The 12490-nt window shown below is 66.1% G+C and carries 11 protein-coding genes and 3 tRNA genes; 8 read left to right on the top strand and 6 right to left on the bottom strand.

Features of this window, described 5'->3' with window-relative positions:
• Nucleotides 1-18: 18 nt before the first annotated feature.
• From LN047_RS07545 to maiA, 3 genes are read left to right on the top strand one after another with little or no spacing between them, the layout of a single operon-like run.
• Nucleotides 19-495: a peptidylprolyl isomerase gene (locus LN047_RS07545; RefSeq protein WP_081100848.1), complete on the top strand. Its 477-nt coding sequence runs from the start codon at nucleotides 19-21 to the stop codon at nucleotides 493-495.
• Entirely contained in the window at nucleotides 495-1472 is a 978-nt protein-coding gene (gene ispH / locus LN047_RS07550) for a 4-hydroxy-3-methylbut-2-enyl diphosphate reductase (RefSeq protein ID WP_373981444.1), read from the top strand. The genes LN047_RS07545 and ispH overlap by 1 nt, the downstream gene beginning before the upstream one ends.
• Nucleotides 1473-1521: 49 nt before the next feature.
• Nucleotides 1522-2166, top strand: a complete 645-nt coding sequence (maiA, locus tag LN047_RS07555) for a maleylacetoacetate isomerase (RefSeq protein WP_056322364.1) — start codon at nucleotides 1522-1524, stop codon at nucleotides 2164-2166.
• 12 nt (nucleotides 2167-2178) lie between these two features.
• Here maiA and LN047_RS07560 read toward each other — a convergent pair whose 3' ends face one another.
• The 4 genes from LN047_RS07560 to LN047_RS07575 all read right to left on the bottom strand — a co-directional run bounded on the left by LN047_RS07560 (nucleotide 2179) and on the right by LN047_RS07575 (nucleotide 5881).
• On the bottom strand, nucleotides 2179-3618 hold the full coding sequence (locus tag LN047_RS07560; RefSeq protein WP_062838635.1) for a DegQ family serine endoprotease: 1440 nt from the start codon (nucleotides 3616-3618) through the stop codon (nucleotides 2179-2181).
• A 63-nt stretch (nucleotides 3619-3681) separates the two neighbouring features.
• Nucleotides 3682-5010 (bottom strand): ATP-binding protein, encoded by a 1329-nt coding sequence (locus tag LN047_RS07565; protein WP_373981445.1) that lies wholly within the window; start codon nucleotides 5008-5010, stop codon nucleotides 3682-3684.
• A complete protein-coding gene (locus LN047_RS07570) occupies nucleotides 5007-5666 on the bottom strand; it encodes a response regulator (protein WP_373981446.1) in 660 nt (219 codons plus the stop codon). The genes LN047_RS07565 and LN047_RS07570 overlap by 4 nt, the downstream gene beginning before the upstream one ends.
• A gap of 139 nt (nucleotides 5667-5805) precedes the next feature.
• A tRNA-Thr gene (locus LN047_RS07575) sits at nucleotides 5806-5881 on the bottom strand.
• A gap of 215 nt (nucleotides 5882-6096) precedes the next feature.
• Here LN047_RS07575 and LN047_RS07580 point away from each other — a divergent pair.
• The 3 genes from LN047_RS07580 to LN047_RS07590 all read left to right on the top strand — a co-directional run bounded on the left by LN047_RS07580 (nucleotide 6097) and on the right by LN047_RS07590 (nucleotide 8271).
• Nucleotides 6097-6172 (top strand) — tRNA-Asn (locus LN047_RS07580).
• 90 nt (nucleotides 6173-6262) lie between these two features.
• Complete coding sequence (locus tag LN047_RS07585; RefSeq protein WP_373981447.1) at nucleotides 6263-7264, top strand: GTP-binding protein; 1002 nt, start codon at nucleotides 6263-6265, stop codon at nucleotides 7262-7264.
• 101 nt (nucleotides 7265-7365) lie between these two features.
• A complete protein-coding gene (locus LN047_RS07590) occupies nucleotides 7366-8271 on the top strand; it encodes a LysR family transcriptional regulator (RefSeq protein WP_142050041.1) in 906 nt (301 codons plus the stop codon).
• A 224-nt stretch (nucleotides 8272-8495) separates the two neighbouring features.
• On the opposite strand, the gene LN047_RS07595 is transcribed toward LN047_RS07590, so the two are convergent.
• Both LN047_RS07595 and LN047_RS07600 read right to left on the bottom strand, forming a co-directional pair.
• A complete protein-coding gene (locus LN047_RS07595; protein WP_373981448.1) occupies nucleotides 8496-8873 on the bottom strand; it encodes a hypothetical protein in 378 nt (125 codons plus the stop codon).
• A gap of 5 nt (nucleotides 8874-8878) precedes the next feature.
• Nucleotides 8879-8955, bottom strand: a tRNA-Met gene (locus LN047_RS07600).
• A 69-nt stretch (nucleotides 8956-9024) separates the two neighbouring features.
• On the opposite strand from LN047_RS07600, the gene scpB reads away from it, so the two are divergent.
• Complete coding sequence (scpB, locus tag LN047_RS07605) at nucleotides 9025-10251, top strand: SMC-Scp complex subunit ScpB (protein WP_373982109.1); 1227 nt, start codon at nucleotides 9025-9027, stop codon at nucleotides 10249-10251.
• Nucleotides 10252-10268: 17 nt separating this feature from the next.
• Nucleotides 10269-12155, top strand: a complete 1887-nt coding sequence (rluB, locus tag LN047_RS07610; RefSeq protein WP_255452225.1) for a 23S rRNA pseudouridine(2605) synthase RluB — start codon at nucleotides 10269-10271, stop codon at nucleotides 12153-12155.
• The last annotated feature ends 335 nt before the right edge of the window (nucleotides 12156-12490 follow it).

A 12490-nucleotide genomic window follows, 5' to 3' on the forward strand; every position in this document is an offset into this window, starting at 1 on the left:
CCCATACGGTGGCAGATCGTGAGCATCGCCTCTAATGAAGTGAACGTTTTGGTCCGTCCGGATTCCTACCTGACGCTGCACTACCGCATCACGCTGGCGTCCGGCCCGGGCGCGGGCTCCATCTTCACGGACACCTTCGACGGGCGGCCCGGCACGCTGCAAATGGGCAGCGGCCAATGGGCGCCCGGCCTTGAGGCCGCATTGGTCGGCCGCGCCGAAGGCGACAAGTTCAGCGTCACCATCGAGCCCGCCGATGCCTATGGCGACCGCAACCCCGAACTCATCCAGCGCGTCACGCGCGCCATGCTGGCCGAACACGCGGGTCCGGATGCCACCTTCGAACCCGGCGACCTGGTCGAATTCACCGCGCCCAACGGGGGCCGCTACTCGGGCGTCCTGAAGGAAATCAACGACGACTCGGCCCTGTTCGATTTCAACCACCCGCTGGCGGGCATCAGCCTGAAAGTGGACGTCGCGCTGCTGGGAGTGCTTTGATGAGCCAGGCTGTCACCGCCTCCGACGCCGAAGTCCTGCTGGCGCAGCCGCGCGGCTTCTGTGCAGGCGTGGATCGCGCCATCGATATCGTCGAGCGGGCCATCGAGCTGCACGGCGCGCCCATCTATGTGCGCCACGAGATCGTTCACAACCGCTATGTCGTCGAAGACCTGCGCGTCAAGGGCGCCATCTTCATCGACGAGCTCGAGGACGCCCCGGCGGGCGCCATCGTGGTGTTTTCGGCGCATGGCGTCTCCAAGGCCGTGCGCGCCGAAGCCGAATCGCGCGGCCTGCAAGTGTTTGACGCCACCTGCCCGCTGGTCACCAAGGTCCACATCGAAGTCGCGCGCATGCGCGCGGCCGGCCGCGAGATCATCATGATCGGCCATAAGGGCCATCCCGAGGTCGAGGGCACCCTGGGGCAGGCGCAGGGCGGCATGTATCTCGTCGAAACCGTCGAAGACGTGGCCGGCCTTGAAGTCACGGACCCGGAAAACCTTGCCTTCGTCACGCAGACCACGCTGTCGGTCGACGACGCGGCCGCCGTGTCGCAGGCGCTCAAGGCGCGCTTTCCCAACATTGCCGAGCCCAAGAAGAGCGACATCTGCTATGCGACGCAGAACCGGCAGGATGCGGTCAAGGTCATGGCGCCTGAATGCGACCTGGTGCTGGTCGTGGGCAGCCCGAACAGTTCGAACTCCAACCGGCTGCGCGAAGTGGCCGAGCGCAAGGGCGTCGCGTCCTATCTGATCGACGGCGCGGATTCCATCGATCCGGCCTGGCTGGCTGGCCGCAAGCGCATTGGCGTGACCGCGGGCGCCTCGGCGCCGGAAGTGTTGGTGCAGCAGGTGATTGCGCGGGTCAAGGAACTGGGCGCCGTCTCGGTGCGCAAGATGCCGGGGCTTGAAGAAAACGTCGCGTTCCCGTTGCCCAAGGGCTTGTCGCGCAAGGCGGCCCAGACCGAATCGCTGGAATGAACAAGCGCCGCCCACGCGGGCGGCGCTACAAGAACACCGAGGAGACTTCATGCAGCTCTACAGCTACTTCCGCAGCTCGGCCGCTTATCGCGTGCGCATCGCCTTGAACCTGAAGGGCTTGCCCTACGAATATGTGCCGGTCCATCTGCTGAAGGACGGCGGCCAGCAGCTGTCGGCCGATTACCGCAAGGTGAATCCGACCGCGCTGGTTCCGGCGCTGGTCGACGGCGATGCGGTCATCGGCCAATCGCTGGCCATCATCGAATACCTGGAAGAAACCCATCCCCAGACGCCGCTGCTGCCGGCCGACGCCATCGGCCGCGCCCGGGTGCGCGATCTGGCGCTGGGCATTGCCTGCGACACGCATCCGTTGAACAACCTGCGCGTGCTGAAATACCTGAAGCACACGCTGGGCGTGGACGAAGCGGCCAAGACCGCCTGGTACAAGCACTGGGTGCATCAGGGGCTCGAAGCCCTGGAAGCCCAGTTGGCCGGCTCAAGCGCCACGGGCCAGTTCTGCCACGGCGACACGCCCACCATCGCGGACCTGTGCCTGGTGCCGCAAGTGGCGAATGCGCAGCGCTTCGAGTGTGACCTGTCGGCCATGCCCAATGTGCTGCGCATCGATGCGGCGTGCCGGGCCTTGCCGGCTTTCGAAAAGGCCGCGCCGGGCAACCAGCCCGACGCGGAGTGACACAGCGGCCGGTCAGCCGATCTGCACCGGCACGAAGATCTTGTCTTCGCCCCGCTGCACCAGCAAGGCCACGGTCTTGCCCGCCTTGGACAACTCGGCCTTCACCTGGCCGACGTTGTGCACCGGCACACCATTGAGCGACAGCAGCACGTCGCCGGGCTGAATGCCAGCCTTGGCGGCGGGGCCGGCCGAACGTTCGATCAGCAAGCCTTCCGCACCGGCCTCCTGTTGCTCCTGCGGGCTCAGGGGGCGCAGCGCCAGCCCAAGCTGGCCGCGCTGCACTTCCTGGCCGTCGGCCGACGCCTGCGTCTTGTCCTTGGGCACGCCACCCAGCGTCGCGACCATTTCCTTCTGCCCGCCATTGCGCCACACGTCCAGCTTGATCTTCTCGCCGGGGGCGGCCATGGTGATCGTGGAAGCCAGGTCGCCCGACGACACGATGGTCTTGCCGTCGATCTTGCGCACCACGTCGCCCGGCTGCAGGCCGGCCTTATCCGCCGCGCTGCCCTTTTCGACGCTGGACACCAGCGCGCCCGACGGCGAATCCAGCTTGAACGAATCGGCCAGGTCCTGGTTCACTTCCTGGACCGTCACGCCCAGGCGCGCATGCTGCACCTTGCCGTGCTCGAGGATCTGGTCCTTGATTTTGTAAGCCAGGTCGATGGGGATCGAGAACGACAGACCCTGGAAGCCGCCGGTGCGGCTGTAGATCTGCGAGTTGATGCCCACGACTTCGCCGCGGTCGTTGAACAGCGGGCCGCCCGAGTTGCCGGGGTTCACGGCCACGTCGGTCTGGATGAACGGCACCGACGTGTCGTCCGGCAGCGAGCGGCCCTTGGCGCTGACGATGCCGGCGGTGGCGGTGTTCTCCAGGCCATAGGGCGAGCCGATGGCCAGCACCCATTCGCCCACCTGCAGCTTGTTGACGTCGCCCACCTTGACCACCGGCAGGTTCTTCGCCTCGATCTTGATGACGGCAACGTCGGTCTGCGGATCGGCGCCCAGGACCTTGGCCTTGTACTCGCGGCGGTCGGTCATCTTCACGGTCACTTCCTTGGCGTCCTGGACCACGTGCGCGTTGGTCAGGATGATGCCGTCCGAGCTGACGATGAAGCCCGAGCCTTCGCCGCGCATCGGCACTTCACGGGCCGGCGCGCGGCCGCGAGAGCCGGGAATCTGGCCAAAGAACTGGGCGAACGGGTCGTCGCTCTCGTCGGCGGACACCTTGCGTGTGCCACTCACGCTGATGTTGACGACGGCCGGACCGGATTCGCGCGTGATCTGCGCGAAATTGGGCGGCACGGACGCGCTGATCGGCTGCGAAGCCGCGGTGGGGGCGTCGGCAGCCATCGAAACGCTGCCGGTCAAGGCAGTGGCACCTGCGCCGCCAATGGCGCCGGCGGCCAGCAGCGCCATGATGAGGCGCGAGGGTTTGATTTGCGTGGTCTTCATGTCGGCTCCTGCGATCATGTTGGGGACATGGCGCTATCTTCAGGCCCGACACTTAGGGGAAACTTAAGCAGGGAAATCCACGCGCGCGCGCAGGCCCTGGCCGGCAGGCGGATCTTCCAAAGTGATGGTGGCGCCGTGGCGGTCGGCGATGGTGCGCGCGATGGCCAGCCCCAGCCCGCTGCCATGCGTCGTGTTGCCTTCGGCGCGATAGAAGCGGTCGAACACGCGCTCGCGTTCGTGGACGGGGATACCCGGGCCCGCGTCGTCGATCAGCAGCGAGACCCGGTCCGGCGTGCGGTCCAGGCGGATGCCGACGCGCCCGCCGGCAGGCGAGTGCTTGATCGCGTTGTCCAGCAGATTGCGCGCAAGCAGCACCAGCGCATCGCGATTGCCGCGCACCTGCACCTGCGTCTCGCCGTCCAGCGCAATGTCGATGGATTTGGCGTTCGCCTGCGGCAGTGTCTCGGATATGGCCTGGCGCAGCACGTCGGCCATATCCACGGGCGCAAGCGGCGTCTGCGACTGCGCGCCTTCCTGGCGCGCCATCGACAGCAATTGCTCGACCAGCCGCGTGGCGCGATCGATGCCCGCGGCCAGGCGCTGCTCGGCAACCTGGCGGGCCTCGGGGTCGGTTGCGCGCTGCAGCGCCTGCATCTGCAGGCGCAATGCCGCCAATGGCGAGCGCAATTCGTGCGCCGCGTCGCCCACGAATTGCTTCTGTTGGGCAAAGGCGCCGCGCATGCGTTCGAGCAGCAGGTTCATTTCTTGCACCAGCGGGCGGATTTCATCGGGCAGGCCCCGCACGCTCACGGGCGACAGGTCTTCGGGCTGGCGCGCGGCCACTTGCGCGCGGGCGCGCTTGACCGGCCGCAGCGACCAGCTCACGACGCACCAGATGATCAGCATCAGCAGCGGCGCGGCCGCGGCGATCGGCGCGACGGTGCGCAGGGCAAGCGCGCTGGCCATGTTCTTGCGCACGCGCATGTCCTGCGCCACCTGGATCACCTGGAAGGGCGTGGCCAGCGAATACACGCGGTAGGTCTCGCCCTCGAGCCTGGCATCCGAAAACCCCAGCACGATCTGGCTGGGCAGGCGCAGGCGGGAGCGCGAATTGAAGACCCGCAGGCCGTCCGGCGTCCAGATCTGGATGATGAGATCGTCGGCAACCGGCGAACCCGCCCCACGCGCGTGCGTCGGCCCCGTGCTGAGCAAGCCGTCGCCGGTGCCCAGCGACAGCGCCGTGCGCTGCAGCAGCGAATCGAAGATGTCGTCGGCTTGCGCCAAGGTGCTGCGGTAGGCGATTGCGCCTTGCACCAGCGCGCCGACCGCGATGGCGGCCAGCAGAAAGAAAAGCAACCTGGCTCTCAGCGAGTAGCTAAGCGGAATGCTCATGTTTTGGGGATGACATAGCCGACGCCTCTGACGTTCTGGATCAGGTTCGGACCCAGTTTCTTGCGCAGGCCATGAATATAAACCTCAACGGCATTGCTGCTGATACTCTCCTTCCAGCTGTAGAGTTTTTCTTCGAGCTGGGCGCGGGAGAAGATCATGCCGGGCCGGGCGATCAGGGGTTCCAGCACCGCCCATTCGCGGGCGGTCAGCGTGACCGGCGAGCCGTCGACCATGGCGGCATGGGACTGCGGGTCGATGGTGATGCCTTCGTGTTCGAAGATGGGTTCGGCCCGGCCCGCGCTGCGGCGGATCAGTGCCCGCATGCGAGCCAGCAGTTCGTCCACGTCGTAGGGCTTGACGATGTAGTCGTCGGCGCCGGCGTCCAGTCCCGCGATACGGTCGCTGACCGCATCGCGCGCGGTGGCGATGAGCACCGGCGTGCGGTCCTTGCGCGTGCGCATGTCGCGCAGCAAGTTCAGCCCGTCGCGCTTGGGCAGGCCCAGGTCGAGCAGGACAAGGTCGTAAGGATCGGTGCGCAGCGCCGAGTCCGCCGCGCTGCCGTCCCGGACCCAATCAACGGCGTAGTGTTCCGCGCGCAGGCAGTCCAGCACGCTTTCGCCGATCATCGTGTCGTCTTCCACGAGAAGAATGCGCATGGTTTTTTCCGCTGGGGTGGTCCAAGGGGGTTGGACGCGCGGCGATTGGCCCGAGTTCCCGGCTGGGGCGGGGCGGGCAGGACGAGGATAGGGGGCGGAAATGAAAAAAGCAGCCCGAGAGGGCTGCTTTTTGGAAATCTGGTGCCGGCAATAGGAGTCGAACCTACGACCTTCGCATTACGAATGCGCTGCTCTACCAACTGAGCTATGCCGGCAAGACCATTTGCTTTTGTTTCTGGACCAAGCCGGAAAGCGCTAAGCAAAACATCTTTTTTCTTTCCTGTTCGCTGCCTTTTTTGGGGCCCGATCTGGAAAGACCGAAATCATATCAGAGTTTTTTCGCGATGGGAAACAAGGAGTGAAAAAAATCTGGAAAAACATGGCGTTTGCACGCGATGAATTTTTAGTTCATAATTTCGGTCTTGGCAGATCCCCGATAGCTCAGTCGGTAGAGCGACGGACTGTTAATCCGCAGGTCGCTGGTTCGAGCCCAGCTCGGGGAGCCAAAAGAATGTTGGGCCGCTCACGCAAGTGAGCGGCCCTTTTGGTTTTTGCGGCGTGGCGCCGTTGCGCGTCCATCAAAGGGTCGAATCGGCATGAGTGACGACAAGCGCGTGGGCGTGACCGTGGTGTCCGGCTTTCTGGGCAGCGGAAAGACGTCGCTGCTCAATCGCCTGCTGCAAGAGCCCGCCTATGCCAACGCGGTGGTCATCGTCAATGAATACGGCGATATCGGGGTCGATCATCATCTGGTCCGGCTCGCCCCGGACAATGTCGTGTTGGTCGAGGGCGGCTGCCTGTGCTGCGTCGTCAGCGGCTCGGTGGTCGACACCTTGCGCGATCTGTTCATGTCGGCGCTCGGGCGCAAGATCAAGCCGTTTCGGCACGTCGTCATCGAAACCAGCGGCCTCGCGGATCCGGCGCCCATTCTCTTCACGCTCAAGCATGACCGGTTTCTGGCCGAACGCTACGTGTACCGGGGCGCGATTGTGGTGGTGTCGGCGACGCATGGCGCCGGGCAGCTGCAGACGCAGCCCGAGGCGGCCCGGCAGCTGGCGCTCGCCGACACGGTCGTCGTCAGCAAGTCCGACCTGGCCGATCAGGCGCAAGTGCAGCAGGTCGAGCGGGCGATTGCCGCCGTCAATCCCGGCGCGCGGCGGTGCGTGCAGCGGCCGGACGAGCCGCTTGCGCTCATGCTGCGCGAGGCGCCGGATCTTTTTGCGCGGCAGGATGGCGTGATTGCCGCCAATTGGCTTGCGGCCTTTTCCACGCTCCCGGGCGCTCGGCATGCGGGCGTGGGCAGTGTGTCGATCACGTTGCAGGCGCCCGTTGGGCGGGCAGCGTTTCTGGCGGGCATCGCCCGGATCCAGGAGCGCTATGGGCAGGGCTTGCTCAGGATGAAGGGGCTGATCTGCTTCGAGGGCGAATCGACGCCCTGCGAGGTGCATGGCGTTCATGGCGAGTTGTACCCGCTGCGGGCCTTGCGCGCGTGGCCGGACGAATCGCGCGCGTCGCGGCTGGTGCTCATTGTGCGGGGCGTGGCGGAGACCGAAGTGGCCGGGGCCGTGCGCGAGGCGCTGGGTCAGCCCGCGGCCTGATCCTTTCGAAGGACCCCGTTTCATTGATCGATATTCCGTTGCGGATGCGGCGCGGAAATACGGTATAACCGGTACGGTCTGATGCCCGTGCCGAGACGAAGATGGATCGACTGAAAGCCATGCAGGTGTTCGTCGAGGTTGCCGACCGGGGCAGCCTGTCGGCGGCGGCCGTCCATCTGGACATGTCGCGGGCCATGGTGTCTCGCTACCTGGCCGAGATGGAGCAATGGGTCGGCGTGCGGCTTCTGCATCGCACCACGCGGCGTCTGAGCCTGACGCCGGCCGGCGCCGAAACGCTGCCGCGCTGCCGCCAGATGCTGGATATGGTCGGCGACCTGCATAGCGCCGTCGCCACCCCCGAAGACACGCCGCGCGGCCTGCTGCGCATCACCACGAGCATGTCCTTTGGCGCCCGTCACCTGGCGCCGGCTGTCACCGACTACGTCAAGCGGCACCCCGGCACGTCGGTCGACCTGATGCTGGTGGAGCGGGCGGTCAATCTGGTGGAAGAGCGTGTGGATCTTGCCGTGCGGATCACCAACGACCTCGATCCCAACCTGATTGCGCGCAAGCTGGCCGTGTGCCGCTCGGTGGTTTGCGCATCCCCGGAATATCTGGCGCGCGAAGGTGTGCCGGCGCGCATCGAAGATCTGTCATTGCGCAACTGCCTGACGCATTCCTATTTCGGTAAAAGCCTCTGGCGTTTCGAACGCGACGGCGAGCCGGTCGATGTGCCGGTCGGCGGCAACATCAGCGCCAATGAAGTGTCGGTGTTGTCGTCCGCGGCGGTGGAGGGGGCGGGCATCGCCATGTTGCCCACCTATTACGCGGCCGAATACATTGCGTCCGGCAAGCTGCAGGTCATCCTGCGCGAGTGCAAGCCTCAGGAACTTGGCATTTATGGCGTTTATGCGTCGCGCCGGCAAATGCCGTTGATTTTGCGCTCGATGCTGGATTATCTTGCCGAGCGGCTGGGATCGGCGCCGTGGGACAGGCCGGCAGCCTAGGCTCCGGGTGCGCCGCAGCTTGAGAGCGCAATATATGGCGGTATAATTTGCCGGCATTTGACCTTAAAAAACCTAAGAATCATTCCGGCCTGGTGGCAGGTCGGCGCAATCCGCAGCGCGGCTCGGTTTGCGCATGGGGGTGTGCCAGTGGGCGTGTCTGTCTGGCAGTGGCGCTATTGCGTCGCGCGGCTGTGGCCGATGCCTGTTGGTTCTAGTCTTTGCTATCAATAATTTCGCGGATAACGCTTGGTGCCGGTGGTTCCGGCGCGTTCCGCAGCCATATTGGCGACCGGCGTCGGCATAGCTGGCGCCCGCTTTTCCAGATTTTGCTCAGACCGGATTTTGCTCAGACGTCCGCCGCTGCTGCGCAGCAGCGGCAGGCGTTCCGCCTTATGGGCGCCGGCGCGCGGTGGTAAACAGGAACCCAGTGACAATTTCGCAAGCCAACATCGACTGTTGCGCCGCCGCTCATGCGGCGGCCCGGGTGTTTGCGCGCGAAGATGCCTGCTGTCGCGGGTTCGTCCGCAATTCGAATGCCGGTTTCTCGCGCATTCAATTTGGCCGCGCAAATGAAAAAGGCCCGGCGAATGCCGAGCCTTCATCGAATTGGTTGCGGGGGCAGGATTTGAACCTACGACCTTCGGGTTATGAGCCCGACGAGCTGCCAGACTGCTCCACCCCGCGTCTGAGAAAAGAATATTAACCTTATTTTAAACCAAGCGCAAGTTAGCCCCTTTTTGAATTTGGATGTCGATGAACGATAGCGAGGCAATACTCGTGCTGGAAACCGCGCTGCTGTGCGCGGTGCAGCCGATGCAGATTTCCGATATGCGCAAGCTGTTCGGGGATGATGAACAATTCGACAACAGTGCCGTGCGCCGGCTGCTGGAGACGTTGCAGGCCAACTGGGCCGACGGCGGGTTGGAACTTGTGCAGCTTGCCTCCGGCTGGCGTTTCCAGAGCCGCCCCAGCATGCAGCGCTATCTGGAGCGTCTAAGCCCGGAAAAGCCGCCTAAATATTCCCGCGCCGTGATGGAAACGCTGGCCATCGTGGCTTGGCGCCAACCCGTGACGCGCGGGGATATCGAAGACATCCGGGGCGTGACGGTGTCGTCGCAGATCGTCAAGGCCCTCGAAGACCGTGGCTGGATCGAGGTGATCGGCCATCGTGACGCGCCGGGACGCCCCGCGCTGTTCGGCACCACGCGTCAGTTCCTGGACGATCTGGGGCTGCGCGCGCTGGACGAGCTGCCGCCGCTGGAAACCGCGCACGCGGCCGCTGCACTCGCCGGGCTGGACCTGGGCGAAGTGCAGCAGGTGCTGGGCGAGGGGCCGGAACAGGCCGAAGGCGAGGGCGCCGCGCCAGCAGGCGAGGCGGCCCAAGAAGGTGCCACGCTTGGCGCCGATGGCGCAGGGCCAGGCTCGGATGTTGAGCCGGACCAGGCGGCGCCCGAAGGCGAAAATCTGCCCCTGGCTGGCCTCGACGAACAAAACCGCGAGAACCTCCCTGTTGCGGAATTGTCTGTTTCGGAAGACGAGGCCCCCATGGCGGCCATCGATAGCGTAGAATCCCAGCTTTCGCGCACAGAAGAAGGCGCGGATCCCGCCGACGAATCCACCGTCCGGGAGCAAGCCGAAGGCTTGTCCAATACGCCGCTCTCGTCCGATCTTCCCGACGACAGGGCTGGCAACGACATTTCCGATATGGCCGCCGATGCCTCCGAGGCCGGTGCTGCAAAGGAAAGAGTCGAGAACGCAAAACACGCGGAACCGACTGACCCGACTGACAAGACCGATGCCGAGGCCCCTGGCGACGCCAGGCGTGAGCCCGTTCATGGTCTTGGCGGGGCTGTTCAGCCCGACGCCGAAGCCGCCGACGCGGCGCCGGAAGAGGCGGACCCCGAACGGTCCGGGTCTGGACCGGATTCGGCGTCCCCAGATGATGACGAGCCTGCTCCCGGCAGGCCTACCCAAGTTTGAAATTCGGAGCTGTCCCAGTGACAACGAATACAGCAATACAGGACGACACCCCCCGTTCGGATGACGCCGTTGCCGGCGCGCCGGAATCCTCTGGCGCGCGCGAACCGGCCGCCGAAGGCGATGCCGGCGCCCGCGGCCGCGGCCGCAAACTGAGGACGCCGTTCCGCCGCCGTCGTGGCGATGCCGCCGCCGAGCAGGCCCCCGCCGCCGAAGGCCAGGCCGCCGCGCCGGCCGCGCCGGTCGAGTCCGCGGACTCCCGTGGCGGCGAGCAGGAGGCCGAACAGGCCCTGTCCTACCTGGACACGGCTGACCGCATGGAACAGCGCCTGGGCAAGTACCTGAACAGCGAAGCGGTCATGCCCAAGCTGCACAAGGTGCTGGCCGACGCCGGCATCGGCTCGCGCCGCGAAATGGAAGAACTGATCGTGGCGGGCCGCGTGTCCGTCAACGGCGAGCCGGCGCATATTGGCCAGCGCGTGGGTCCCAACGACCAGGTGCGCGTCAACGGCAAGCCCATCATGCGCGCCAACACCAAGAAGCCGCCGCGCGTGATCCTGTATCACAAGCCCGCCGGCGAGATCGTCAGCCACGACGACCCCGGCGGTCGTGCCAGCGTGTTTGCGCGTTTGCCCAAGCTGCGCACCGGCAAGTGGCTCTCGGTGGGCCGCCTGGACTTGAACACCGAAGGCCTGCTCATCTTCACGACGTCGGGCGACATGGCCAACCGGATCATGCACCCCCGTTATGGCACGGAACGCGAGTACGCCGTCCGTGTCCTGGGTGAAATGGACGAAGCGCAGCGCCAGTCGCTGGTGGACGGCATCGAACTCGAAGACGGTCTGGCCGCGTTCGGCGCGCTGGATTATCTGGGCGGCGACGGCAGCAACCGCTGGTATCGCGTCACGCTGCAAGAAGGCCGCAACCGGGAAGTGCGCCGCATGTTTGAAGCGGTTGGCGTCACGGTCAGCCGCCTGATCCGTACGCGCTTTGGCGATGTCGTGCTGCCGCGCACGCTGCGCCGTGGCCGCTGGGACGAACTGGATGCGTCTCTCGTGACCGCGCTGATGGTGCAACTGGGGCTGTTGCGTGACGACGACGATTCGTCCGGCAACCGCCGCCGCTCCAAGCAGCCGCAATCGCATGACAGCGCGCTGCCCCCGGGGTTTGGCACGCTGGACCGCAATGGCATGAATGGCGCCCGCATCGGGCGCCGCGGCAAGCTGCAGGGCGGCGGTGTGGGCAGCGCGGGTCAGGCCGCGGCGTGTCCGTCCGATCCGTTCGGCACCGGCCTGATGATTGCTGGCGGCTATGCCAACGGCCATCCGCTCTCGGGCGAGGGCGGCTTCGGCAATCGCAAGGGCAAACCGGGTTCGCGGCCCGCTGGCGCCGGCAAGCCCGGTGGCAAGGCGGGCGGTAAGTCGGGCGGCAAGGCGGGTGGACGCTCGGGCGGCAATGCCCGTGGGCCTCGCGCCGCAGCGAACGCCGGCCCGGGTAATCCGATGGCCAGCAGCCCGGCGGGCGGCAATGTCGCAGGCGTGAACCCGGCGGTTGGCGGCATGGCGGAAGCGCCGGCTGGCGCGGGCCGCAGGCCCGGCGGCAAGTCCGGTGGCAAGCCGGGCGGCGGCAAGCCGGGCGGCAACAAACCGGCAGGCGCGCGCGGCGGCAATGCGGCGCGCGGGGGCAAGCCGGCTGCCGGCGGCCGCGGCGGCAACAAGGCCGAAGGCGCACGCGCCGGCGGCAACAACAAGGGTCCCGGCGCGGGCGGCAAGCCGCGCACGCCGCGTGCGGGCGGCGCCCGCAGCGAAGGCGGTCAGCGGGGCGACGATTGGCAGCCGCGCAGTGCGTCGGCGCACGAATCCCGCTTGGGTGTCGTGGGTGGCGGCCGCGGACGCCAGGGCCGATGATCCCCGCAGGGCGGCCCGCTGAGCGCGCTGCCGCCCCGCATCCGTCCCATATAAACGTAAGCCCGTGACGAATCAGGCGATTTTCCCGTTTATCTGGTAAAATCAATGGTTTTCATGGCTTCGCGTCATGGCTTTTTGCTGGATGCACTGGTTTCTCAAGTGCGCTTTACCGCAAAAAGCACGTCGGCTGCATGTGTGCCGACCGGGCGCTCGGCTTTGTGCTGGCGTGTTGGCGTGCCCAGGGGCGCTGCTTGCAGCAGTCTCGTTGGAGCGAGCCGCTATCTGCGGACGGCGCACAGGCGCCACGGCATTGATCCCGACCCCGGCCAGACCTG

This window comes from Achromobacter sp. JD417, from assembly GCF_041879325.1.
Lineage (GTDB): Bacteria > Pseudomonadota > Gammaproteobacteria > Burkholderiales > Burkholderiaceae_B > Achromobacter > Achromobacter mucicolens.

Excerpts from the sequence above, each read along its gene's own strand:
- ispH (WP_373981444.1), top strand. The coding sequence starts at position 495 with ATGAGCCAGGCTGTCACCGCCTCCGACGCCGAAGTCCTGCTGGCGCAG.
- maiA (WP_056322364.1), top strand. The coding sequence starts at position 1,522 with ATGCAGCTCTACAGCTACTTCCGCAGCTCGGCCGCTTATCGCGTGCGC.
- LN047_RS07560 (WP_062838635.1), bottom strand. The coding sequence starts at position 3,618 with ATGAAGACCACGCAAATCAAACCCTCGCGCCTCATCATGGCGCTGCTG.
- LN047_RS07565 (WP_373981445.1), bottom strand. The coding sequence starts at position 5,010 with ATGAGCATTCCGCTTAGCTACTCGCTGAGAGCCAGGTTGCTTTTCTTT.
- LN047_RS07570 (WP_373981446.1), bottom strand. The coding sequence starts at position 5,666 with ATGCGCATTCTTCTCGTGGAAGACGACACGATGATCGGCGAAAGCGTG.
- LN047_RS07585 (WP_373981447.1), top strand. The coding sequence starts at position 6,263 with ATGAGTGACGACAAGCGCGTGGGCGTGACCGTGGTGTCCGGCTTTCTG.
- LN047_RS07590 (WP_142050041.1), top strand. The coding sequence starts at position 7,366 with ATGGATCGACTGAAAGCCATGCAGGTGTTCGTCGAGGTTGCCGACCGG.
- LN047_RS07595 (WP_373981448.1), bottom strand. The coding sequence starts at position 8,873 with ATGAAGGCTCGGCATTCGCCGGGCCTTTTTCATTTGCGCGGCCAAATT.
- scpB (WP_373982109.1), top strand. The coding sequence starts at position 9,025 with ATGAACGATAGCGAGGCAATACTCGTGCTGGAAACCGCGCTGCTGTGC.